The sequence below is a fragment of the Chryseobacterium cupriresistens genome (assembly GCF_046614675.1).
GTDB lineage: Bacteria > Bacteroidota > Bacteroidia > Flavobacteriales > Weeksellaceae > Chryseobacterium > Chryseobacterium cupriresistens.
Genome location: NZ_JBKKJT010000005.1, coordinates 330,507 through 354,198, shown reverse-complemented (window position 1 = coordinate 354,198; position 23,692 = coordinate 330,507). Strand labels below are relative to the sequence as shown.

Sequence of the window (23,692 nt, the reverse complement as noted above, 5' to 3'; positions counted from 1 at the left end):
ATTATAAATGATTTGAAGAGTCAAACATTTTAGCAAAGTGGAAAAAATTGATATTTCTAAATCAGAAGATTTTACCTAAGATTTTAGGAAATCCAGTATAGATTTAGCTAATAAATCACTCTTAAAATGATCAAAGATGACTACCTCTTTTTTGAGGTAGTCATTCTTTTAAATAAAATATTATTATATTTAGATCCTCTTGATTCCAATTCTGAATTATTTTCCGTTAAAAGCAGACATCGTATTATTCAATCCGGCAAAAACGAAAGAAAGAGCAGCTTTGGAAAAGGTCTCAATTCTTTCCGTAAGCTTTTCAGCTTCTTCTTCATTCCAGGTTCCTAATACATAGTCTACCTGTCTTCCGGCAGCAAAATCTGCAGAGATTCCAAAGCGAAGCCTTGCATAATTTTGAGTCTGCAATACTTCATTGATATTTTTAAGTCCGTTATGCCCTGCATCTGAACCTTTACCTTTCAATCTTAAAGTCCCGAAAGGTAAAGCAAGATCGTCAGTTATAATAAGAACATTCTCCAAAGGAATATTTTCTTTCTGCATCCAGTATTTCACTGCATTTCCGGAAAGGTTCATATAGGTATCCGGTTTCAGAACAAAAACTTTTCTGCCTTTGTGCTTTCCTTCTGCCAGCCAGCCAAAATTGGAGGTATTGAATGATGCTTCAAGGGTTTCCGCTATTTTCTCAGCTACTTTAAATCCTATATTATGTCGTGTATTTTCATATTCAGAGCCTTTATTACCAAGCCCCACAATTAAATATTTCATCAGAAATTTTTTGCAAAATTAAGGTATAAAAAATAAAAAACTCAATCTTAGGAAAGATTGAGTTTGAATATTGTTAAAAAAATTCTTCTATTGTGGTTTATAGATGTAATTAACGCCATATCCTTTTGTCATGTAAGTCTGAGGATCATAAACGTAATTGGTACTCTTTACAACCGGTGTTGGAATTGGCGGCGTAAGATCTGTTACCGACCATCTCTTAGGGTTGTTCGGAGACAAGATAAGACTTTCTTTATCATTGATTATTGTAGATAATAATCTTGAAATTTTATATACATGCGGTAACAATGTGAATGGGCTTACCTGCTCATCATATGCATAGTATTCGTAGCTGTATTTTCCGGTAACGGCACCAAATGCACCTCCTGTCATTGTTCCGTAGTGTCTTACTACTTTAGAAACATTATCTCCTACGTAAGTATAAGCTGTCTTAGAATAATCGGTGAAATTAAGTGGGGCCCCGGGAACATCCGGACCGTTTCTCATAATGATTGAATCCAGTTTTCCTGTCGCAGTGCTATACTTAACCTGATAAGATGTTTTCTCTTTTCTCAACAAAGTCTGTGGTCCCGGAGGATCTCCAGGTATTACAGGTGGAGGTCTTCTGAAAATAGAACGGTTTTCAGAAATCGTCTGAAGTTTGCTGTTGTTTCCGTAAGAGAATAATTGGGTGTAGGATACACTGTCTTTATCCAGTTTCCCGTTTCCGTCCAGATCAAGGAAACCGTTAAAATTAATCTGGCTGATTTTATCGCCACTGTACATAATATCAGTGATAGAAGCACTGTCTGTGATTACTTTAGTCACAAGAAGCCCGCTATAACGATATTCTGCGATGGTGTCTTTATCTGTAATTTCTCTGTATAATGCTCTAGGACCGCTTAATCCTCCTGTTTCGTTAAGATCCAGCAAAGGATTTCCATCCTCATCCAGCATATCCTTGCAGGAATGTACTGAGGAGAAACCTGCGATCAGTAAAATAAAATAGAAAATTTGCTTCATTTCCTTGTAATTGATTATTTTTTTGACAAATATAATTTTTTTTTGCCTAAAACTTGTAATATTATTTATATTCTGGTAAGATTAATAACTATATTTCTACTATAAATTTTTATAGGTAAAAGTTACATTCTGATTTTTCTCAACAACCACATACCCCTGATTATCATAAGAATAGCTTTGAGCCGTATTAACAGGCGCAGCCGGTGATGGTAATTCTATAAACATAGAAGTGGGATTGTTCGGAGATATTTTATAGAATTGTGCCGGATTGATCAGACTTCGGGTGATGAAATATACTGATGGCAAGGTAGAATACGGGCTTTTCTGACTATCATAGTTCTGGAAACTATACTTGCTTATTACGGCCGTACTCATATTCGGGTTTCCGTTGATATCCAGCAGACCTTTGGAACAAACAACCTGAATAACATTATCACCATTGTACACAAAACTGTAGTCAATAAATCTGTTATAGGCACTGATTCCACCTTCTTTTCTTTTCTCAAGAATTTTGGTAAGCTTATTGGTGGTCGCACTATAGGTAAACGCATAGTCACTTACAACAGATACAGACGGCGTTGCTCCGGTGGCTGTAGAAGTAGCATTATAAATCTTTTTACGTGTAGCATCAGGAACAATATTGAATTCATAAGTGAGGCTGGAGGCTGCTGAACTTACATATTTAACTTTAGTAATATCTTTATTGGTGTATGTTACCGTTGCTGTATAATAAGCACTTCCGCTAAAAGACTCATCTTTGGATACTGCTGTCTGCAGATCTCCGGTTACCGCTGTAGTAGCATATTCTTCCAGAGTAACATTATTCGAACTAACCTTCGATAAAATCTTTTTAGGAGGTGGCCCGTCATCCGGATTCGGAATGGATTCTGTGGGATCAGAGGTAGTAGTACATGCTGTCAGCAGCCCAAGAAAAGCAATACCGGCAAACATTTTAAAAAAATAGTTTTTTACCATATAGAATTTTTTTAGCTTGTCCAAATATAATTCAATTTTTGATAATACACTTTACTTTATCTGAACAAATTCACAAGAAATAGAGTTAATAAACAAAAAAAAATCTAAAAACATAACGTTTTTAGATTTCCTATTATTGTATGATCATGAAAATTAATAAGGCTGCAGTATGGATGTCGTCAAAACAGACTGCGACATATCACTGTTGAGAAAAGCAGTATCAACCGCTGTTCCTATTCCAAGTACTGTTCCTGCAATGGCTCTTTTTATACAGGCTACTTTAACGGAATACTGATTTTGGGGAGTAAGATTGGTAAGAGTAGCATTAAGGTTAAAAATTTTATAAGCACCGCTGTCCCCCAATAATACGTCCGTTCTCACTGCTCTAAGGGCATCATTTATAAAAACACCACAGGCAAAACTTGCAGAATTTGTACCAGTTTTCTGAACAGTGGTCTGAAATGAAAAAGTAGCTTTGTTTGTACCGTTGGTAACAGAAAATGTATCTACTGTTCCTGGGATTACAGTCCAGCCTCCCGTCAGAGGATCTCCATTACCATAGGGGCTAGTAGCACCACTGGCACCAGAAAAGCTGATTCCTGTTTTATCTGCAACAGTGTTGATAGAAAAAAGAGACATACTTCCCTGCCCGTCAGCAATTTTAATAGCTTTCCAGTCATTTGTACCTAAATCCGCATTATTGTGAAATATATCACCAGCTGTACCGGCAGAACCTTTCAGTAAATCAGTACCTCCTGTTCTTAATTCTTTTCCTACGTTAAGATCTCCGTTCACATCCAGCATATTAGTCGGATTAGGAGTATTAATACCCACCTGGGCATTTGTTGCAGCTGCTAACAAAAGAGATGTAACAAATAATATTTTTTTCATAATCCTTCTTAATTTATAATCGTGTTAAATACTTCCGGAACTTCATACACATCTATTTTAAGGGAAGACTGTGAAATAAAGCTGTTGATATTGCTATACACATTAGTTCCAATGGAAAGTTTATTTCCTGTACCCGAAGCACCATAGGAACCTAGTCTTGTACATGCAACACTTACCGTATGGTCTCCTTTGGAAAGATTGTCTACAATCCCGATCTGAGTATGAGTAAGGAAAGGATATGACGTAGTAATGGCTTTCAAATTTCGTTGTCTCAGGTTGACCAGTTTGTCATCCACAAAAATTCCGCAAGCATAGTCTATAGAGTTGTCTGTACTTCCTGCCGCCCCAAAATCTGCCTGTACAACAGTTTCAAACTGAAAATAAGCTTTACTTTGGGTACTGAATACACTGATTACATGTGAAAGCCCGTCTATTTTCTTGAAGTTGGTAAGAGTACTATATTGTTTTCCCTGTGTAAATGTTCCTCCTCTCGAAGTCATACTTACCGAAGAGTTTTCGGAAGAGGTAAAGGTAATTCCTGTATTATCCGAGAATGAGTTGTTATAAATCAGGTAAAATTTATTAGGTTCGTATTCAGGAATCCGAAGTGATTTCCACATCGGTGGAAAACCTTCACCCTGAGAAACCAGTATCTGGTCATTATTTCCATGAAAAACAGAATTATCAGCAGAATTAAAAACCCCGATTTTATTTCTGAAATTCACATCTCCGTTTACATCAAGTTTTGCTTTTGGGGACTCTGTTTTTATTCCTACCTGAGCTGTTGCCAAAAGACTTATGCTAAAAAGCAGTGTCGATAATAGTTTTTTCATCATTAGTTGTTTTTATAGCTCACGTATTCGATAACATCCATTTTCATGGTAGATTCCAGAGTAAATGCACTGGAAGCTCCATTTGAAGACTGCACATTACGTCCGATCGCAAATTGCGAAGCAGTGCTTGAAGTATCAATCTTTCTGCATGCAATGTCAATATTATGAACACCTACAGGAACGTTCTGCTCAGTATAGTTAAGGGTAAAGATATAATCCTGAAGTCCGGCTTTTCCGCTGTTGTTATTGGAAGCGATTCTATCCGGGCGTACAGCTACCAGTGCTCCGTTTCTGAAAACACCGCAGGTAAATCTGACATTTTGTATTGTAGTAGCTGTGGAAGCCTTCATCTCAATACCGGTCTGGAACTGGTAAGTAAGCCTGTTCCTCCCGTTTTTGATGGTAAAAGTATTGCTAAGCCCGTCTATTTTTTTCCAATTCCCTTTTGTGATATCAGAAATGTTATCCCCAACTTTGTTGGTGTAGATACCATCACCCGCAACACCGTCCGTAAGTGAAATAATACCCGTTTGATCCGACGACAGATAAGAATTAATCAGCTTATACTGCCCCTCTTCCATAAAGGAAACATTCAAAGATTTCCACACAGGAGGCAAACCCTCGCCCTGAGAAACCAAAACCTGGCCGTTTAACCCGGCCTCTCCAGCCTGAGTTGATGTACCTCCTACTCTAAGTTCTTTTCTTAAGGTGGTTTTTCCGTTCACGTCAAGAACGGATTTAGGTTTTGCAGTACCGATTCCCACCTGTGCGTTGGCATAGATTGAAAGAAGTCCAGCCACGCAGCAATGTATTATTGTTTTCATAATTAAGGACTGCAAAGTTACACAACGAAGTCCAAAAAATTCCAGTTATACATCTATAAACCTATAGAAATAAACACATTACAGAATAGAATTAATCACACATAAAAGTAGAATTATTTCTACATAACTCCACTTTTCATAACTCAAAAAAACATTTAACGTCTCAAACCCTTACTGTACGGGGATTTACAGAATTTTTTTAATCATTGAAAAGTGATTTTAAATGCTCAAAAACCGCCTTAATTCTCTTTAACAGGAATATTACAATATAAAAACATGATAAGAATCACAAAAAAACGTGTAAAAAATTAAGTTTTTTACACGTTTCTAATAATTTTTATGATATTATTTCCAGTAACCAGGAATTAAAATTTAATCATGTTCAATGATTGCTTTCAACAAAAGATTAACCTCATCTACATTTTTAACTTTTTCTTTTCTCATCATTAACTGATTACCTTCTTTTCCGGACTTTTCTTTAAGCTGGGCCTCAGAAGGATTCCGGGTCAGATAATTAATAATATGTCTGAATCTGTCTGTCTGATAAAACTTATCCTGAGGATTCCCCGGGAAGTAGCCTAAAAATACTCCGTTTTTCATGACAATCTTTTCAAAACCAATTTCAGCAGCAAGCCATTTCAGGGAAACACTTTTTAAGAGATTGACAGCTTCTTTCGGCAAAGCTCCAAAACGGTCAATCAGCTCCAGTTCAAACTGATGAAGATCTGCTTCGTTGGTAATTTCAGCAATTTTTTGATACAGGAGCAGCCTTTCTTCAGTATTGGAAATATAGAAATCCGGCAGCATCAACTCTAAATCAGTATCAATATTGACATCCTTTACAGATTTGAAAAGCTTTTGTCTGTCTTCTTCATTTTCAAAAAGACTTTCAAAATCAGCATCATCTTTCAGCTCTTCCAAAGCTTCCTGCATTAGCTTCTGATAAGTTTCGAACCCCATTTCATTGATGAACCCGCTCTGTTCGGCACCCAGAAGATCACCGGCACCACGGATTTCCAGATCTTTCATCGCAATCTGGAAACCACTTCCGAGATCTGAAAACTGCTCAATAGCTTCCAGACGTTTTCTGGCATCGGAGGTCATCATATCATAAGGAGGAGTGATCAGATAACAGAATGCTTTTCTGTTGCTTCGCCCTACCCTTCCTCTCATCTGATGCAGATCCGCCATCCCAAACCGATGTGCATCATTGATAAAAATAGTATTGGCATTCGGCACATCTACCCCACTTTCTACAATGGTAGTGGATACAAGAACATCATACTTACCTTCCATAAAATCCAGAACATTCTTTTCAAGCTGTTTTCCTTCCATCTGCCCATGTCCTGTAATTACTCTCGCATCAGGAACCAGCCTTTGAATAAGCCCTGCAATATCTTTCAGGTTTTCGATTCTGTTATTGATAAAATATACCTGGCCGTCTCTCTGCAGCTCGTAAGAAACCGCATCACGAAGCGTTTCTTCATTGAATCCTATTAACTGTGTATCCACAGGCTGCCTGTTCGGCGGCGGTGTTTTGATAACGGATAAATCCCTCGCTGCCATCAATGAGAACTGTAAAGTCCTAGGAATAGGAGTGGCTGTAAGTGTAAGAGTATCAACATTATTCTTCAGCGTTTTCAATTTATCTTTTACTGAAACTCCGAATTTATGTTCTTCATCAATAATCAATAAACCAAGATCTTTAAATTTCACAGAACTGCTTACCAACTGATGCGTTCCGATGATGATATCTACTTTTCCGTTCTTTAAAGCCTCTAAAGTCTCAGATTTCTGCTTGGCTGTCCTGAATCTGTTGACATAAGCAACATTTACCGGAAAATCTTTTAGCCTTTCTTTAAAGCTTCTGTAATGCTGAAAAGCAAGAATAGTTGTAGGCACTAATACTGCAACCTGTTTTCCATCTGTAGCCGCTTTAAATGCCGCCCTTATTGCAACTTCCGTTTTACCGAAACCTACATCTCCGCACACAAGCCTGTCCATTACCGTATCAGCTTCCATATCTCTCTTTACATCTACGGTAGCCTTTTCCTGATCCGGAGTATCTTCATAAATAAAGCTGGCTTCCAGCTCATTCTGCAGGTAGGAATCCGGAGTATATGCAAACCCTTTTGCCGTTTTTCTCTGGGCATACAACTGAATAAGGTCAAAAGCAATCTGCTTTACCTTCGCTTTTGTTTTCTGTTTTAAAGATTTCCACGTCGGAGATCCCAGTTTACTCAGAACGATTTCTTTTCCATCCGGCCCATTATATTTTGAGATCTTATGTAAAGAATGAATACTTACATATAATAAGTCTCCATTTTTATAGGTCAGTTTGAAACATTCCTGAATCTTTCCGTCATTGTTCACTTTCACCAATCCCATAAACTTCCCGATTCCATGATCGATATGGGCAATATAATCTCCGATTTTCAGAGACATCAGGTCTTTCAGGGTAAGCTGTTCAGATTTTGCAAAGGTATTTTTCGCTTTATATCTCTGGTAACGGTCAAAGATCTGATGATCCGTATAAACCAGCAGTTTGTGCCCATTATCGACAAATCCTTCGTGCAGTTCAGACTTAAAGCTTTTAAATGGGAGTTCATGCTCAAGTTCTTCAAAAATAGACTCCAGCCTTTCTTTCTGCTTTTCTGTTGAAAAGGAAATCCAGGTATCAAATCCGTCATTCTGCTTTTCTTCGATATCTTCAATCAGCAGTTCAAAGTTTTTATGAAAAGAAGGCTGTGGAAGCTGCTCCATTTTTACTTCAGTTACTTCTTTCAATCCTTCAATAACTATTCCTCCAAAATCAACCGTTTTGAATTTTTTATAATCGAACAAAAACTCCTGATCAGAAATAAAAAGTTCCTGCGGAGTCCTGTGAGCAATATCTTTACTTAAGCTATCATATTTTTCCAGAGACTTTTCGTAGAACGCTCTTATCTTCTGCATTCCCACCATTCCGTTTCTGGAAATTACAAAACTTTCCGCAGGCAATAACTGCAGCAAAGAAACTCTGGTTCCCGTCACAGAAAAGTTCATATTGGACACCAGCTGAAAATCTTTTACTTTATCTACCGAAAGCTGGGTTTCGATATCAAAGGTTTTAATACTTTCCACTTCATTACCGAAGAAAGTAATTCTGTACGGCTTTTCATGTGAATAGGAAAAGACATCTACAATTCCTCCTCTTACAGAAAACTCTCCCGGTTCTGAAACGAAATCAGCCTGCTGGAAATGATAATGATTAAGCAGTTCATCCACAAAATCAAAATCAAGCTGATCCCCAACTTTTATATGATGGGAAATTGCTTTAAAATCTTCCTTTTTCAATACCTTTTCAGATAAAGCTCCAGCATAGGCAACAATCACTTTGGGAGACCTCCCGGAATTTATTTTATTCAGGACCTCCGTTCTTAAAACCAGATTCGCATTCTGAGTTTTTTCTACCTGGTAAGGTTCAAGGTGGGTTGCCGGAAAGTATAACACTTTATCCTTACCCAAAAGATCCTCCATCTCCGTATTGGCATACAAAGCATCCTCCTTATCATCTACCAGATAAAGAATATTTTTCTTCTGGACCAAAAATAGCTCCGCCACAAAAATAGAAACCGAAGATCCCGCACTTCCCTTTACGGTAATATGCTGATTGTTTTCTAACTGGGTAAAAATTTCTTTTCCAAACTCTTTCTGCATAAGGTCTGGAAGGAACTTTTCATTGATGGATTTTAACTGCATAAATAGTGATGGTATAAACGACAAAGCGATTTCGGGAGTTTTCCGAAACCGTTTTATGATACACAAAGGTAAGGATATTTTTTCTCTTCCTCTGAAAAACGGAAGGACTGACGGTTTAAAATAAACGACTTACCCTTATAATTCTTAATTTTTTACAATTTTATTTAATAACCTGTTAAAAAGATTCAACTATTTTCTCCGTGGCATAGTGTTTGGCTTTTAAGTTATAACCAAACATTTAAGAATAATATTATGAAAAAAGCAATTAAAATCTTAGGAGTTATGATGCTGTTGGTATTTACAGCATTATCTTTTTCGTCGTGCAGTAAAGATGATGATCCGGTAAACAATGAATTTTTCGCAGGAACTTATAAAGGAAAAGTTTCTTATAATGACGGAGGATCCACCAATATCAGCACAGATAACGGAAGTGTATTTGTAACAAAGATTGCCAGTGGCACCAAGTATAATTTTGCTTTCTCCAACAGTATTCCGGATCTTAACGGAATAGAGTTTAATCAGGAAGGAGATCATACTCTTGTTATGGTTGGTTCTACAGCAACTTCTTACATCAGAATTGATAATAATGACTTAAAAATATTATACGCTAAGGATGGCAAAACGTGGACAGCCAATTGTACGCGCTAGCCATGTCTATTTATATATTATGCAAGCCTGTTTCTGTAAATGGAGACAGGCTTTTTCATTGTAAATGAAGTGTTTTAATTTTTTTTTAAGCTGTAATAAACTTTAGTTAAGTTTGAAAATCCCGGTTTTGTAGCCTGCTTTTTGTATATCTTTATTCAACAAAAAACAAACAATAATTCTTATGAAAAAATTCTTATCTGCAATGTCTTTGATCCTGGGATTAGGACTTGCCACTGCTCAGCAGACTGCTCCCGCTAAAAGTACTCCCGCGCATCCACCAGTAAAAGCAACACCAGCTGCCAAACCGGCTGAAGTGAAAGCAGCAAAACCGGCAATGGATGCAAAAGCAGCTAAGCCTGCACAACCGGCTGCCAAAATGAAAAAAGACGGTACTCCGGATAAGAGATATAAAGAAAACAAACACCTGAAAAAAGACGGCACTCCTGATAAAAGGTACAAAGCAAACAAATAAGCATAACATTAACATATAGTTGTTATTTTCATAATCAAATTTCGAAAAGCCGGTGGAACCAGTTCCATCGGTTTTTTTATGTGAAGCTTCATAAAAATGATTTCAGATTCTCTACTTATTTATAAATTTGACCCATGTTAAACTTCTTCAAGAAAAATGCAGCGCTGATCTGGGCAAAAAAACACGTCCAAAAAGCAGAGGATTTCAAAAAAAATGCTGAGAAAAACCAGGAAGACTTACTCCTTTCTCTGGTGAATACTGCTCAAAAAACACTTTTCGGGCGGGAACATGATTTTGAAAATATTCATTCTGTAAAAGAATTTCAGGACAGAGTTCCTGTAGCTGATTATGAAGATCTGAAACCTTATATTGAAAGGGTAAAAAAAGGACAGGCTAATATTCTATGGACAGAAACTCCGGAGTATTTTGCCAAAACTTCAGGAACCACTTCCGGTTCTAAGTATATTCCGATTTCCAAAGAAGGAATGCCATTTCAGATTGCCGGAGCTCAAAGCGCCTTATTTCATTATATCAGCAGAAAAAACAATGCTGATTTCGTGAATGGAAAAATGATTTTTCTCCAGGGCAGCCCGGAGCTGGAAGAAGTATTCGGAATAAAAACGGGAAGGCTATCAGGTATTGTAGCGCATCACATTCCCAATTACCTTCAGAAAAACCGTCTGCCAAGCTGGGAAACCAATATTATGGAAGACTGGGAGTCTAAGGTAGATAAAATCATTGAGGAAACGGAACATGAAAACATGACGCTGATCTCAGGAATTCCGCCATGGCTGATCATGTATTTTGAGAAACTGACAGAGAAACATGGTAAAAAGATCAAACAGCTTTTCCCTAATCTTCAGCTTATTGTAACCGGAGGTGTTAATTACGAACCTTACCGTGATAAAATGGAGGAGCTATTGGGAGGTAAAGTAGATATTGTTCAGACCTTTCCAGCTTCTGAAGGTTTTTTTGCTTTCCAGGATAATTATACTCAAGAAGGATTACTATTATTAACCAATCACGGGATTTTCTATGAATTTATTCCTTTGGAAGAATACGGTAAGCCCGGAGCAAGGCGATTAACTTTAAAAGAAGTTGAGCTTCATAAAGATTACGCATTAATTCTTACGACCAATTCCGGTTTGTGGGCCTATTCTATAGGAGATGTTGTAAGATTTATCAGCAAAGATCCCTACAGGGTTTTGGTAAGTGGAAGAACAAAACATTTTACTTCTGCATTTGGAGAGCACGTGATTGCTTTTGAAGTAGAGGAAGCAATGAAAGCTGCCCTTGAAAAATATCCGGCACAGATCACAGAATTCCATCTGGCTCCGCAGGTAAATCCGGCTGAAGGACTTCCCTGTCACGAATGGCTGATTGAATTTGAAAAAGAACCTGAGAACCTGGAAGCATTCAGGGATGACCTTGATCTGCAGCTTCGTAAAAGAAATACTTACTATGATGATTTGATTTCAGGGAATATTTTACAGAAATTGCAGATTACGAGACTTAAGAAAGGAGCATTTCATGAATATGCCAAATCCCAGGGAAAATTAGGGGGCCAGAATAAGACACCAAGATTGGCTAATGACAGAAAGATTGCAGATTTATTGGGAATTTACAAATTTTAATCATATTTTTTCAATTCCAAAAACGTATATTCAAAAAAAATTATAAATTTGAAAAACTAAAAGAAAATAATGAAAGCATCTGTACTGTTGAAATCATCTTTACTAACATCTTTATTTGTTATTACATCTTGTGCTACTACAAAATACAGCGAAGATATTTCAAAAAACAACTACTCTAATCTTGAAGCCGGAAAAATATATAAAGTAACGATGAGAGATGGCTCACCAAAGCAGACCATCTTATTCAGAAACGTTGTTGGTGAAAATCTGGTAGGTACAGCCGGTAAAAAAGACAGTACAGAAGTAATTATTCCTAAAGCCAATGTGGCTGCTGTAAAAGACAGAAGAAAGGCAAGAATTGCCGCAGGGGCTACCATCATTGGCGCAGCTGGTGTTGCCGCTATCGTACTAAGTTCTACAAGAGCAGACTAAAATAGATATTATCTTTTGAGACTTATTTAATATATCTTTCAAAAACTGACATATAAATGGCCCTAAATAAATTTTTAGGGCTATTTTTGTTCATGATTTCCTTTACCCCGTTACAAACATTACAAAATGTTGAGTTCAGAAATCTTCTCACCGGGAGATTTTTTATTGTTTTAGCTTTCAGAATGCTTGCCACTTTATTAGGATGGTGGGTATATCAATTAACAAAAGATCCTTTTTCCATAGGCCTTATCGGACTTTCTGAGGTAATTCCTGCGGTAAGCTGTGCCCTGTATGCCGGACATGTTATTGACATGAATGAAAAAAAGAGGCTGCTCCTTATTTGTAATTATGCTTATATTTTTCTGATCGGGCTTCTGCTGATTCCTGCATTCTTTAATGTGGAAATGCACTTTACAGGTCATCAGATTACCTATTATATTTATGGCGTTATTTTTTTCACAGGGATAGCAAGAGCCTTTATCGGTCCTATTGTTCCTTCCATGATTCCTAAAATCGTAAAGAAAGAAAACCTTCCGAATGCAGTAACCTTAAACCAGGCAACTTTCCTGATATCTTCAGTTTGCGGCCACGCTATTGGCGGTGTTCTTATTGGGTTTATCGGGGTAAAATGGACCCTGGTTGCTATTTTAACATTAATATTTGTTGCGTCGTTATTCTTCTGGCAGCTTCACAAACAGCATTCTGAATATAAAAAGGAAACAGTAAATGTAGTGGAAAGTATGCGTGAAGGGATTTCGTATATTTTTAAAACCAAAGAGATTCTGGGAGCGCTGTGCCTTGATATGTTTGCCGTACTTTTCGGTGGTGCGGTAGCCATGATCCCTGTATTTGCGACTGATATTTTACAGTCGGGTGCTGAAGGTTTCGGCTTACTGAACGCTGCTTCAGATATTGGCTCCATGTGTATTATTACTATTTTGTCTATTGTTCCTCTTCGGAAAAATCAAGGGAAAATACTTCTTGCGGTTGTTACCGGATTCGGACTATGTATTATTGGATTCGGGTTATCAAAACTATACTGGCTGTCTTTTATGTTTCTGGTGATGAGCGGAATGCTGGATGGGATTTCTGTTGTTATCCGCGGTACCATTGTTCAGCTAAAAACGCCTGATCATATCAGAGGACGTGTTCTGAGTGTGAACTCCATTTTCATTATGTCCAGCAATGAAATGGGACAGTTCGAAAGCGGGCTTATGGCCAAATTACTGGGAGTAGTACGCTCTGTTGTATTTGGCGGCTGTATGACTGTTTTAGTTGCAATGCTTGTAGGAAGCACCAATCCTAAATTGAGAAAGATGCAATATTAACTTATTGTTTACCAGCCTATTTAAAATCGGATATTAAAAAAATCAAAATCCGAAATACTTAAAATCAGAATAGAACGTTTTCTATTCTGATTTTTGTTTTATACTTGTTTTTTAAAAAATTATTAAAGAATTCAATCTCAAATATTTATTAAAACCGCTCATATATTTGCGATCTATGCATTATTGAATCCCAAAAATAAAATACCACATTTAAAACCAATACATTACTTTCATTAAATATATCCTAAAATCTTTAATTTAACGTTAATAATTTTTTATATTTGCTTCATAAAATATCCCCCTATGACTAAACTTTTACTAATTTTGAGTTTTCTCGTGACAGGTTCTCTGATGAATGCTCAATTTTTTTCAGATCAAACCTTACAACAAGCTGTTTTACAATTCGATAACGCTAAAACAGAAAACGATTACGATATGCTATTTTCCAGATTTTCAGAAGCTAAAACTTCAGATAAATGGCAGGCTAATTATTATGCAGCAGCAGCATTGTATCTTAAAACGAATTTCCTTTTAAATAACAGTCCAAACAGCCCTCTTGGAGAGCCTAATGAGACTGCAAGAAAACTGGCCATGCAATCCCTTGCTTCTGAAAAGAACAATGGAGAAGTAAATCTTCTTCTTGCGCTTATTCATTTTCAGAAAATCAGAATAAAAACAGCGGCAGATCCACAAAAGGAATTAAAAACCGTGGCAGGTTTCATGAATAAGGCAGAAACAACTTTAAAGAACAATCCAAGACTTTCCTTTCTAAAAGCTGAAATTGCTGAAAAGCAGGGAAACAAGACTGAAGCTATAAAGCTATATCAAAAAGCAGCCAAAGAATTTGAAACATCAGGCATTGCATCCAGTTCACCCAACTGGGGAAAACAACTGATCGGAACAAATTAACAATAAGTAAAATGCATGATCTCCTGAGCTAATTGGGACGATCAGTTTTTTTGTTATGAAAGATTTCGAAATTATCAGATAAAAAGAGCATTTTTAGTAATTAAACAGTTTTAATATTTGTTTTTAAAAATTAATTCTCATGAAAAAAACATTACTTGTTTTCTTAATCATATTTTCACATATTTTATTTGCCCAGTCAGATTGTGGTACTGCAATGGCGGTCTGCGGTAACTCTGATATTTCATATACACCAGGCGGACACGGAGACATTGCGGAAGATCTGGGCGGATGTTTAACTTCTGACGAAAAGTACTCGGTATGGTATTCTTTTACGATAGCTACAGGCGGAACCCTTACCTTTGAAATCATCCCTAACGACCAGAGTGATGATTATGACTTTGGTGTTTATGGGCCTGACAAATCCTGCTCAAACCTTGGTACCCCAATACGTTGTTCCTATTCCGGACTAAGTGGGAATACAGGTCTTAACATGACCTCTACAGATCTTAGTGAAACCGCTACAGGAGACAAATGGGTAAAATACATGGATGTATTGCCTGGCCAGACTTACTATATCATTGTGAATAACCACAGAGAAACAGCTAACGGATTCAAATTATCATGGGGCGGAACGGCTACTTTATCGTCTCCGTTCACCGATCCGAATATACAGCCTCACCCATTTGTACCTCCGGGAATTCCAGGGGCTAACCCTAATGACCCAAGAGAAGTCATCATATGTTCTAATCCGGCGACTTTTGATTTTGCATCGTTATCAGCAGGAATTCTTAACGGCAATCCAAATTTCAGCATCAGCTATCATACAAGTCAAAATGATGCCTTAACCGGCAACAACCCTCTTGTTGGTCCTCAAACGGTTACTCCTGTTGGTGTTTATTTCTACAGTATCAATTATACTGACCCGACAAACCCTAACAGCCCTATTAATAAATGCAGACAGACCGGTAAATTTAAATTTAAAGATGGTACCATCAAGGCAACAGACGTAACGTTAACAAGCTGTAACAATAATAATGCAGGTACGGCAACTTATGACCTTACGACTGCAGATGTTTTCCCTGACCCTACCGCAACCAAGAAATATTATTATACTTTATACGATCTGAATAACTCAATTAATGAGATTACCAACATCTATCAGTTTGTTTCCGCAGAGGGTAAAATATATGTAAAAGTAACTTCTGTATTCGGATGTAGTGATATTGCAGAAATTACCCTTAAATTCTATCCGCAAATTATTGCAAAAGATGCAGAATTAAGATCATGCTTTATTGAAGCGAATCCTTCCACAGCCTTATTCAACCTTGATAATGCTGCTGTTATCACGCCACAGGCAGGTATCACTAAAAAATACTTTCCTTCACTAACAGATGCAATTGACGGAACCAATGAGATTTTAAATGCTAATTATATTGCACCAAGCGGTTTAGTATATGTAAGAGTGTCTGACACCAGAGGATGTTATGTAGTGGTAAAGATTGGTTTAACTGTAATTGCCCCGGTAACATCCAGTGTATTGAAAGACAAAATCATCTGTATGGAAGATACTACCACTTTGGATGCGGGACCTGGATTCAAAAGCTACGAATGGAGTACCGGAGCTACAACACAGTCTATCAAAGATGTAGGCGTAGGAGTTTACTGGGTAAAATTAAAAACAGGGGAATGTGTTGCCACTCAAAAAGTAACGGTATATCCTTCTGAACAGCCGGTAGTAACAAATGTTGATATTTCCAACACTACATTAACGATCAATGTTATTGGAGGAACTCCGGATTACCAGTACTCTATGGATAAAATTTTATGGCAGGCTTCCAATACATTCTCTAATGTAGCAAGAGGAACTTACAAAGTGTATGTAAAGGATGCTTATGACTGCGAGCCTATTGAAGTTACAGTAGTTGTTCCTAATCTTATCAATATGATTACTCCAAACGGAGATGGTATCAATGATGTTGTAGATTATTCTGCGATGGCAGACAAACAGAATCTTATTTTGAGTATCTTTGACAGATACGGAACAAAAATCCACCAGGGAGACAAATCCAATGGTTACAAATGGGATGGCCGAATTGGAGGCAAGAATATCCCAACAGGTACCTACTGGTATTCTGTAACATGGAACGAGAATGACAAGAAGAACACTCCTTTCAAGTTTTCAGGTTGGATTGTTGTAAAAAACAGAGAATAAAACACCTTAGAATACAAAAAGCCGCTTTGGCGGCTTTTTCTTTTACAAATAGTGATAAAAATTTATTGATTTCAAGTTTGTTTAACAAAAAAAAGTTTTAACAATGAAAAAAATATTACTCCTTTTTATTTTATTGATAACGCAAATGGCCTTTTCACAGTCAGATTGTGTCACAGCAATTCCCATCTGTGGTAATTCTGACATTTCATACACCCCTTCGGGCCCGGGGAATATAATAGAAATTCTTAACCAAAACGGTGGATGCCTCAGTACCAATGAAAGATATACAGTTTGGTACACTTTCACAGTATCCACACCAGGAACACTGGCATTTACAATAAAACCTAACGATCAGGATGATGATTATGATTTTGCAGTTTACGGACCAACAGCTAACGGCTGTGCTTCGTTACAGAATGCGGATCACGTTTTCATACAGCCCATAAGATGTAACTATAGCGGTACTTCAGGAGATACAGGTCTCGATCTGACTCTTGCTCCACCAGCCGTATTCCCTACCAATCCTCCGGGTGTTACATCGAGTATGAACAATGGTAAATGGAGTCCTTATATGGATGTATTGGTTGGCCAGACTTATTATCTGGTTATTGACAACTTCAGTAGATCTGTTAATGGTTTTTCTTTAGAATGGACAGGGACTGCAAGCTTAAGTTCAGCATTTAACGATCCTGTTCTTTCGCCTAACCCATTTATCGCGCCGGGTATTCCGGGAGCGGCTCCTAATGATCCTAATCAGGTAATGGTTTGTGCGCTGCCTACCCAGTTTGATTTTACAACATTATCTGCAGCTATTATTAATGGTAACAGCACGAACTTCAAGGTTACTTATCACAAAACAACCAACGACGCCCTTACAGGACAGAATCCTCTTACAGTAACTACTGTAGACGGAGTTACAACATATTATTACAGAATTGTGTATCAGGATCCCACCAATCCGACCAATCCTATCAACGGATGTTTCATAACCGGAAAATTCAAGTTTGTCAATGTAGGTATCTCTGCCAATTCAGCTACTTTATACTCCTGTAACAACAACGGAGCGGGTACTGCAAAATATGACTTAACAACAGCCAATGTATTTGGAGGAACCGGAGCAACGATCAAGTATTATGAAACGGCGGCAGATATGAATGCAGATATTAATGAAATTACAGATCCTGCCAACTATGTTTCTGCTGAATCTACCATCTATGTAAAAGTAATTTCTTCTTTCGGATGTATCGCAACTACTACCATCAGATTATTATTCTACCCATCAGTTGTACTGAAAGATGCTGTACTCCAAAACTGTTACATCGATAATGATGTGACGCGTTCGACATTTGATCTTTCCAAAGCAGATATTGGTGTACCTGTTCCAACCCCTACCGGAACTATTATTAAGTATTACACAACAGTAGCTGATGCGAAAGCACAGACAAACCCTATTATAGCGGCATTAAACTATCTTTCAGAAAGCAAAACAGTATATGCAAGAGTGGATAATGACAAACAGTGTTATTCAATTGCTAAAATAGACCTGGTAGTATTACCTCCTGTAAAATCAGCGGTATTAAAAGATAAAACAATCTGTGCTGAAGCCAAAACTACCCTGGATGCAGGTCCTGGATTTGTAAGCTACGAATGGAGCACTGGTGAAACTACACAATCTATCAGCAATGTAGGTGTTGGTGCTTATTGGGTAAAGCTTCAGACCGGAAAATGTTTCACACTTCAGGAAGTACGTGTACATGCAAGCCTTCAGCCGGTGGTATCAGGAATCGAAATTACCAACAACAATATTACTGTAACAGCTACAGGAGGAGTTCCTCCTTACCAATATTCTGTAGACGGTGTTAACTGGCAGGATTCCAATACATTCACTGGACTTCCAAGAGGAGAAAATACGGTATATGTAAAAGATACTTATAACTGTACACCTATCCAGGTAACGATAACAGTTCCTAATCTTATTAACGCCATCACTCCGAACGGAGATAACGTAAATGATGTTATCGACTATTCAGCGTTAGCTTACAAGAAAAACCTTATCTTCATTGTATATGACAGATATGGGAATAAACTTCATGAAGCTAAGAAATTCAATAACTTTACATGGGACGGAACTGCCTTTGGTAAGAAAATCCCAACCGGAACGTACTGGTATACGATCTCATGGAATGAAAACAATAAAAACAATACCGAAACTAAATATTCAGGATGGGTATTGGTAAAGAATAAAGAATAAGTTCTACTTCATCTTTTTTGAAAAATCACCTCAGACCGGGGTGATTTTTTTTATCAACAAGACCAACCTCCTGTTTACAGCATTTTACGAAAGACTGCTAATAATTTGTTGAATACTATTTTTTTATTATTTTTTAAATAAACTATCTTTGCACCATGGCGCAGAAAGAAACATTATCATCCCTGACACACGGAAACTTTGCAAAAGAATTGTCTATTGCGGATGGAAAAATGCCTCCCAATGCAGTGGACTTTGAAAGACTGGTTATCGGAACTTTTTTGATTGACAAAAAAGGTCTTGACCATTCCATTGACCTTCTTACCCCGGAGGTATTTTATGACCCCAGACATCAGGTCATTTTTTCTACTATTCTAAAATTGTATGAAGGCAACCACCCGGTAGACTTAATGACAATCATTCAGGATTTAAAAAAAGAAGACAAGCTGAGCCAGGCAGGTGGTGATCATTACATTATTGACCTCACCATGGGAGTAAGCTCATCCGCCCATATCGAATATCACGTACGTGTTATTCTTGAAAAGTATATTTTAAGAAGCCTTATCAATGTTTCTGCTAACGTAATTGATTCTTCCTACAAAGAATCTACAGATGTTTTTGAACTTCTGGACAAGGCAGAACAGTCTTTCTTTGAGATTACCAACGGAACTATCAAGAAAGGATTCGATACTGCCAACTCATTGGTAAAACAAGCTATTGACACGATTAAATCGTTAAAAGATAAGCAGGGACTTTCCGGAGTTCCTTCAGGATTCAGAGATGTGGATAAGGAAACCGGAGGATGGCAGAATTCTGACCTCATCATTATTGCCGCCCGTCCGGCGATGGGTAAAACAGCCTTTCTTCTTTCCATGGCAAGAAATATTGCAGTAGGCCACAAAATTCCTATGGCTCTGTTCTCTCTCGAGATGGCCTCAGTACAGCTTATCACCAGAATGATTGCTTCTGAAACAAGAATTTCCTCAGAGAAACTAAGAAAAGGAACCCTGGATGATGAAGAATGGCAGAGACTATTTTCCAATGTATCTGAACTGGAAAACGCTCCTTTATATATTGATGAAACACCTTCCCTTTCCATATTCGACTTCCGTGCAAAATGCCGAAGATTGGTGATGCAGCATGGAGTAAGACTTATCATGGTTGACTACCTTCAGCTGATGACAGCCGGTGGCGGTGGAAAAGGAGTTGGAAACCGTGAACAGGAGATCTCCATGATTTCACGTTCATTAAAAGCGATTGCAAAAGAACTTAACGTACCGGTAATTGCTCTTTCCCAGCTTTCAAGAAGTGTGGAAGCCCGTCCCGGAAAAAGACCTCAGCTTTCAGATCTGAGGGAATCCGGAGCAATTGAGCAGGATGCGGATATCGTATCTTTCATCTTCAGACCGGAGTATTATAAAATTACCGTTTGGGATAATGATGAAGAAGGACAGGAAACTTCTACTGAAAACCAGGCCGAACTTATCATTGCAAAACATAGAAATGGTGCTACAGCAGATGTCAGATTATCTTTCTTAAAACATTTTGCCAAATTCGGTGACATTGAAGCTGCATTTGATGGTGGTGCCGGAGGAGGATATCCTTCCAACTTTGGAGAACCAAGCGGCTTTGACAAGATTAAAACAACGATTCAGCCAGGAGCAGCATTTGATCTTCCGGACAACTCAAAACTTTCCGGTTCTTCAATGAATGATTTTGATGACGATGATGATTTCCCGTTTTAAGAAAGACTAAAGTTTAGATCAGTTTAATTGTAGTCAATACATCCATTTTTAAAAAACAGGTTTGAGAATCGAAATTTATACCGACGGGGCTTGCAGCGGAAATCCGGGAAAAGGCGGATATGGAATTCTCATGCGTGTTCCTGAAAAAAATTACCAGAAAACATTTTCCAAAGGTTTTCGGAAAACGACCAACAACAGAATGGAACTTCTGGCGGTCATTACAGCATTGGAAAAACTGAAATCTACAGAAAACGATATCCACGTTTACACAGACAGCAAATATGTATCTGATGCGATCAACCAGAACTGGATTGCCGGATGGATCAAAAGAGGCTGGAAAAACGTAAAAAATCCAGATCTATGGAAAAAATTTGTAGAGCTGTATAACAAACACTCCCCAAAAATGCATTGGGTAAAAGGTCATGCCGGGCATTTTGAAAACGAGCTTTGCGACAAATTAGCCGTTGCAGCAGCGAGTTCTCCCGATCTTGAAATCGATACTTATTTTGAAGGTTTGGACAACAATTCGTTATTTTAATTTAATTAATGTAAATATTCAATAGACACTACAATATTCACCATTATCTCATAATTAGCAGTATTTTTTTAAAATATTATTAAAATTTAAGCGAAATTAACATTAAATACACATTATTTAACTGGGATTTAATATCTTTACATATTAATCTAAGTCCCATTATAAATGAATAAAAATCTATTATTGTATTTATCTGTTTTTTTACTCTGTATAGCCGGGAAGTCCTTTGCCCAGACTTATCAGCTTATCGGAAACCCGGTAACAACAACCGGATGGACCATGGTTTCTCCCACCCAGGTAAACACAGATTTTATTCAGCTTACACCGGATACCAACAACCAGTCCGGTTCTATCAGGCTGAATGACCCCATCAATTTAAAATATTGCGACAAATGGAGAGTAGAATTTGATTTCAGAATGGACTCCAACCAAACCTCCAACGGTGATGGAATTGCCTTCTGGTATCTCGCTAACCCTCCTGTTGCCAGCGTATTAGGATCCGGACTTGGGGTATCTCAAAATGCAGTGGGTCTTGTGGTAGGGCTTGACACTTACAACAATACCACAACTGCTACCATGAGCAAGGTTCACGTGGCTTACGGGCAGGTTCAAAACACAACAGACACCAATAACGTTGAGTTCTTTAACGTTCCCGGAAGTTCTTTCCATTCACCGGATCTGAATACTACACAACCGTTTCAGGGAACCACTTTTAAACATGTGGAAGTGACAGCACAGGTAGATCCCGCAGCTCCTACCAGCTGGATCATAAAAATAACAATAGACGGTAATGTAATTTGTAATCAGTCTTTTGCGCCTTCAGGCACTGCTGCTGCAATGACAGTAGGATATTTTGGTTTTTCAGCATCTACAGGAGGAGCAAGATCAAGACATTCCATTAAAAATGTAAAAATTTATACGGATAAAGTTCCTATTTTACAGGATTCAGCAACACAGTCATTCTGCCCCAACCCTACAACCGGATATGGATCTGTAAACCTGACTACTTTCAACTCACAATTTGTCAGCAACCCTTCCAATTATACATTTACCTATTATCCGTTTGGAAGTTCTACACCTATTGCTAATCCTGCCAATTACCAGTTCAATGCCAACACAACGGTTACAGTGGTTATTAAAGATAATGCAGGGCTGCTTTGTGATAACCCGGATGGTAAAATTTTATTGGTTCTAGCTCCTTTCAAAGCGGAAGACAAAACGATTACGGTATGTAACAATAACAAAGCAGGAACAGCCACTTTCAACCTGAATACAGCAAATGTTACAGGTGTTCCCGGTGCTGTTAAAAAATACTACAAAACGTTGGCAGATCTTAATGCAGATACGAATGAAATTCAAAATCCCGGGAACTACTTCTCTGCTCCCGGAGAAGTATATGTAAAAGTAACAACCCCTCAGGGATGTACAGGTACGGCTAAAATCACACTGGCATTCTATCCGGATACCCCTGTGAAAGAAGCTACTTTAAGATCATGTTTTATTGAAAATAATATTACCAGTGCTATTTTTAATCTGACTGCTGCAGATGTTACTAGTTTAGGTACTGGTGCTGCCAAAAAATATTACACCTCTATAGCAAATGCTCTGGACGGCATCAATGAAATCATGAATCCTCTTCAGTATTTATCTACAACTACCGCAGTGTATGCTAAAGTAACCGATGCCACCGGATGTTTTAATATTGCTAAAATCAATCTTATTGTATTACCTCCTGTAACGTCTTCTGTTCTGAAAGACAAAACCATTTGTATTGGTGAGAAAACAGATCTGGATGCCGGCCCGGGATTCGATGGTTATGAATGGAGTACCGGAGCAACAACCTCATCCATTAAAGATGTAGGCGTGGGAACTTATTGGGTAAAATTGAAAACCGGCAACTGCATCACTACGCAGACTGTTAATGTAAAAGCATCTGCAAATCCTGTAATCTCCAGCATCGATATTGACAACAATACGATCACTGTCAATGTAGCAGGAGGAACACCTCCATATCAGTTTTCTCTGGATGGAGTGAACTGGCAGCCTGGCAATATATTCACAGGTTTAGCAAGAGGCGAAGTAAGAGTGTATGTAAAAGATTTTTACAATTGCACACCTGTTGAAGTTCAGATTACTGTTCCTAACCTGATTAATGCTATCACTCCAAACGGCGACAACGTGAATGATTTCATTGATTACTCAGCACTGGCTTACAAGAAAAATCTGATATTTATTGTTTACGACAGATATGGCAACAAATTGTATGAAGCTGGAAAAATGAGAAACTTCACCTGGGACGGAACAGCTTCCGGTAAAAAGGTTCTTACAGGAACTTACTGGTACACCATTTCATGGAACGAAAACAATAAAGACAATACCGAAACAAAATACTCAGGCTGGGTATTGGTTAAAAACAGAGAATAAAATTACTATCAGAAACTACCTCATTTGGGGTAGTTTCG

At 37.8% G+C, this 23,692-nt stretch carries 18 protein-coding genes; 11 read left to right on the top strand and 7 right to left on the bottom strand.

Translation table 11 applies throughout. The features are described from left to right. Positions 1–216: 216 nt before the first annotated feature. The 7 genes from pth to mfd all read right to left on the bottom strand — a co-directional run bounded on the left by pth (position 217) and on the right by mfd (position 9,064). Complete coding sequence (pth, locus tag ACLI50_RS16045; RefSeq protein WP_411414210.1) at positions 217–780, bottom strand: aminoacyl-tRNA hydrolase; 564 nt, start codon at positions 778–780, stop codon at positions 217–219. An 87-nt stretch (positions 781–867) separates the two neighbouring features. Continuing rightward, positions 868–1,800, bottom strand: a complete 933-nt coding sequence (locus ACLI50_RS16040) for a hypothetical protein (protein WP_227941096.1) — start codon at positions 1,798–1,800, stop codon at positions 868–870. Between the two features lie 99 nt (positions 1,801–1,899). Next, a complete protein-coding gene (locus tag ACLI50_RS16035) occupies positions 1,900–2,775 on the bottom strand; it encodes a hypothetical protein (protein ID WP_411414209.1) in 876 nt (291 codons plus the stop codon). A gap of 153 nt (positions 2,776–2,928) precedes the next feature. Then, positions 2,929–3,666 carry a hypothetical protein gene (locus ACLI50_RS16030; protein ID WP_202841701.1) on the bottom strand — a complete coding sequence of 246 codons (738 nt, stop codon included), beginning with the start codon at positions 3,664–3,666 and terminating at the stop codon, positions 2,929–2,931. A gap of 8 nt (positions 3,667–3,674) precedes the next feature. Next, complete coding sequence (locus ACLI50_RS16025) at positions 3,675–4,502, bottom strand: hypothetical protein (protein ID WP_110008427.1); 828 nt, start codon at positions 4,500–4,502, stop codon at positions 3,675–3,677. Next, a complete protein-coding gene (locus tag ACLI50_RS16020; RefSeq protein ID WP_227941099.1) occupies positions 4,502–5,323 on the bottom strand; it encodes a hypothetical protein in 822 nt (273 codons plus the stop codon). Before ACLI50_RS16020 ends, ACLI50_RS16025 begins: the two co-directional genes overlap by 1 nt. A 372-nt stretch (positions 5,324–5,695) precedes the next feature. Further along, a complete protein-coding gene (gene mfd / locus ACLI50_RS16015; protein ID WP_411414208.1) occupies positions 5,696–9,064 on the bottom strand; it encodes a transcription-repair coupling factor in 3,369 nt (1,122 codons plus the stop codon). Positions 9,065–9,316: 252 nt separating this feature from the next. On the opposite strand from mfd, the gene ACLI50_RS16010 reads away from it, so the two are divergent. The 11 genes from ACLI50_RS16010 to ACLI50_RS15960 all read left to right on the top strand — a co-directional run bounded on the left by ACLI50_RS16010 (position 9,317) and on the right by ACLI50_RS15960 (position 23,654). Next, positions 9,317–9,712: a hypothetical protein gene (locus tag ACLI50_RS16010; protein ID WP_227941101.1), complete on the top strand. Its 396-nt coding sequence runs from the start codon at positions 9,317–9,319 to the stop codon at positions 9,710–9,712. 181 nt (positions 9,713–9,893) lie between these two features. After that, positions 9,894–10,184 carry a hypothetical protein gene (locus ACLI50_RS16005; protein ID WP_227941372.1) on the top strand — a complete coding sequence of 97 codons (291 nt, stop codon included), beginning with the start codon at positions 9,894–9,896 and terminating at the stop codon, positions 10,182–10,184. A gap of 134 nt (positions 10,185–10,318) precedes the next feature. Next, positions 10,319–11,818 carry a GH3 auxin-responsive promoter family protein gene (locus ACLI50_RS16000; protein ID WP_411414207.1) on the top strand — a complete coding sequence of 500 codons (1,500 nt, stop codon included), beginning with the start codon at positions 10,319–10,321 and terminating at the stop codon, positions 11,816–11,818. A 69-nt stretch (positions 11,819–11,887) separates the two neighbouring features. Then, a complete protein-coding gene (locus ACLI50_RS15995; protein WP_110008421.1) occupies positions 11,888–12,250 on the top strand; it encodes a hypothetical protein in 363 nt (120 codons plus the stop codon). A 92-nt stretch (positions 12,251–12,342) separates the two neighbouring features. Then, complete coding sequence (locus tag ACLI50_RS15990; RefSeq protein ID WP_411414254.1) at positions 12,343–13,578, top strand: MFS transporter; 1,236 nt, start codon at positions 12,343–12,345, stop codon at positions 13,576–13,578. Positions 13,579–13,881: 303 nt separating this feature from the next. Then, a complete protein-coding gene (locus ACLI50_RS15985; protein ID WP_343639719.1) occupies positions 13,882–14,487 on the top strand; it encodes a tetratricopeptide repeat protein in 606 nt (201 codons plus the stop codon). A gap of 139 nt (positions 14,488–14,626) precedes the next feature. Beyond that, positions 14,627–16,699, top strand: a complete 2,073-nt coding sequence (locus ACLI50_RS15980) for a T9SS type B sorting domain-containing protein (RefSeq protein ID WP_202841714.1) — start codon at positions 14,627–14,629, stop codon at positions 16,697–16,699. A gap of 103 nt (positions 16,700–16,802) precedes the next feature. Next, positions 16,803–18,950, top strand: coding sequence for a T9SS type B sorting domain-containing protein (locus ACLI50_RS15975; RefSeq protein WP_411414206.1), 2,148 nt, complete (start codon positions 16,803–16,805; stop codon positions 18,948–18,950). A 155-nt stretch (positions 18,951–19,105) separates the two neighbouring features. Further along, the gene (gene dnaB / locus ACLI50_RS15970) at positions 19,106–20,692 is read left to right on the top strand and encodes a replicative DNA helicase (RefSeq protein WP_110008416.1); all 1,587 of its coding nucleotides are present in this window, start codon (positions 19,106–19,108) and stop codon (positions 20,690–20,692) included. A 61-nt stretch (positions 20,693–20,753) separates the two neighbouring features. Further along, positions 20,754–21,230, top strand: a complete 477-nt coding sequence (gene rnhA, locus ACLI50_RS15965; RefSeq protein WP_202841718.1) for a ribonuclease HI — start codon at positions 20,754–20,756, stop codon at positions 21,228–21,230. Between the two features lie 165 nt (positions 21,231–21,395). Then, complete coding sequence (locus ACLI50_RS15960) at positions 21,396–23,654, top strand: T9SS type B sorting domain-containing protein (protein WP_411414205.1); 2,259 nt, start codon at positions 21,396–21,398, stop codon at positions 23,652–23,654. Positions 23,655–23,692: the final 38 nt, after the last annotated feature.

Excerpts from the sequence above, each read along its gene's own strand:
- ACLI50_RS15975 (WP_411414206.1), top strand. The coding sequence starts at position 16,803 with ATGAAAAAAATATTACTCCTTTTTATTTTATTGATAACGCAAATGGCC.
- ACLI50_RS16005 (WP_227941372.1), top strand. The coding sequence starts at position 9,894 with ATGAAAAAATTCTTATCTGCAATGTCTTTGATCCTGGGATTAGGACTT.
- dnaB (WP_110008416.1), top strand. The coding sequence starts at position 19,106 with ATGGCGCAGAAAGAAACATTATCATCCCTGACACACGGAAACTTTGCA.
- ACLI50_RS15980 (WP_202841714.1), top strand. The coding sequence starts at position 14,627 with ATGAAAAAAACATTACTTGTTTTCTTAATCATATTTTCACATATTTTA.
- ACLI50_RS16030 (WP_202841701.1), bottom strand. The coding sequence starts at position 3,666 with ATGAAAAAAATATTATTTGTTACATCTCTTTTGTTAGCAGCTGCAACA.
- ACLI50_RS16025 (WP_110008427.1), bottom strand. The coding sequence starts at position 4,502 with ATGATGAAAAAACTATTATCGACACTGCTTTTTAGCATAAGTCTTTTG.
- ACLI50_RS15985 (WP_343639719.1), top strand. The coding sequence starts at position 13,882 with ATGACTAAACTTTTACTAATTTTGAGTTTTCTCGTGACAGGTTCTCTG.
- ACLI50_RS15990 (WP_411414254.1), top strand. The coding sequence starts at position 12,343 with ATGATTTCCTTTACCCCGTTACAAACATTACAAAATGTTGAGTTCAGA.
- ACLI50_RS16000 (WP_411414207.1), top strand. The coding sequence starts at position 10,319 with ATGTTAAACTTCTTCAAGAAAAATGCAGCGCTGATCTGGGCAAAAAAA.
- ACLI50_RS16020 (WP_227941099.1), bottom strand. The coding sequence starts at position 5,323 with ATGAAAACAATAATACATTGCTGCGTGGCTGGACTTCTTTCAATCTAT.
- ACLI50_RS15995 (WP_110008421.1), top strand. The coding sequence starts at position 11,888 with ATGAAAGCATCTGTACTGTTGAAATCATCTTTACTAACATCTTTATTT.
- ACLI50_RS15960 (WP_411414205.1), top strand. The coding sequence starts at position 21,396 with ATGAATAAAAATCTATTATTGTATTTATCTGTTTTTTTACTCTGTATA.
- mfd (WP_411414208.1), bottom strand. The coding sequence starts at position 9,064 with ATGCAGTTAAAATCCATCAATGAAAAGTTCCTTCCAGACCTTATGCAG.
- ACLI50_RS16035 (WP_411414209.1), bottom strand. The coding sequence starts at position 2,775 with ATGGTAAAAAACTATTTTTTTAAAATGTTTGCCGGTATTGCTTTTCTT.
- ACLI50_RS16010 (WP_227941101.1), top strand. The coding sequence starts at position 9,317 with ATGAAAAAAGCAATTAAAATCTTAGGAGTTATGATGCTGTTGGTATTT.
- ACLI50_RS16040 (WP_227941096.1), bottom strand. The coding sequence starts at position 1,800 with ATGAAGCAAATTTTCTATTTTATTTTACTGATCGCAGGTTTCTCCTCA.
- pth (WP_411414210.1), bottom strand. The coding sequence starts at position 780 with ATGAAATATTTAATTGTGGGGCTTGGTAATAAAGGCTCTGAATATGAA.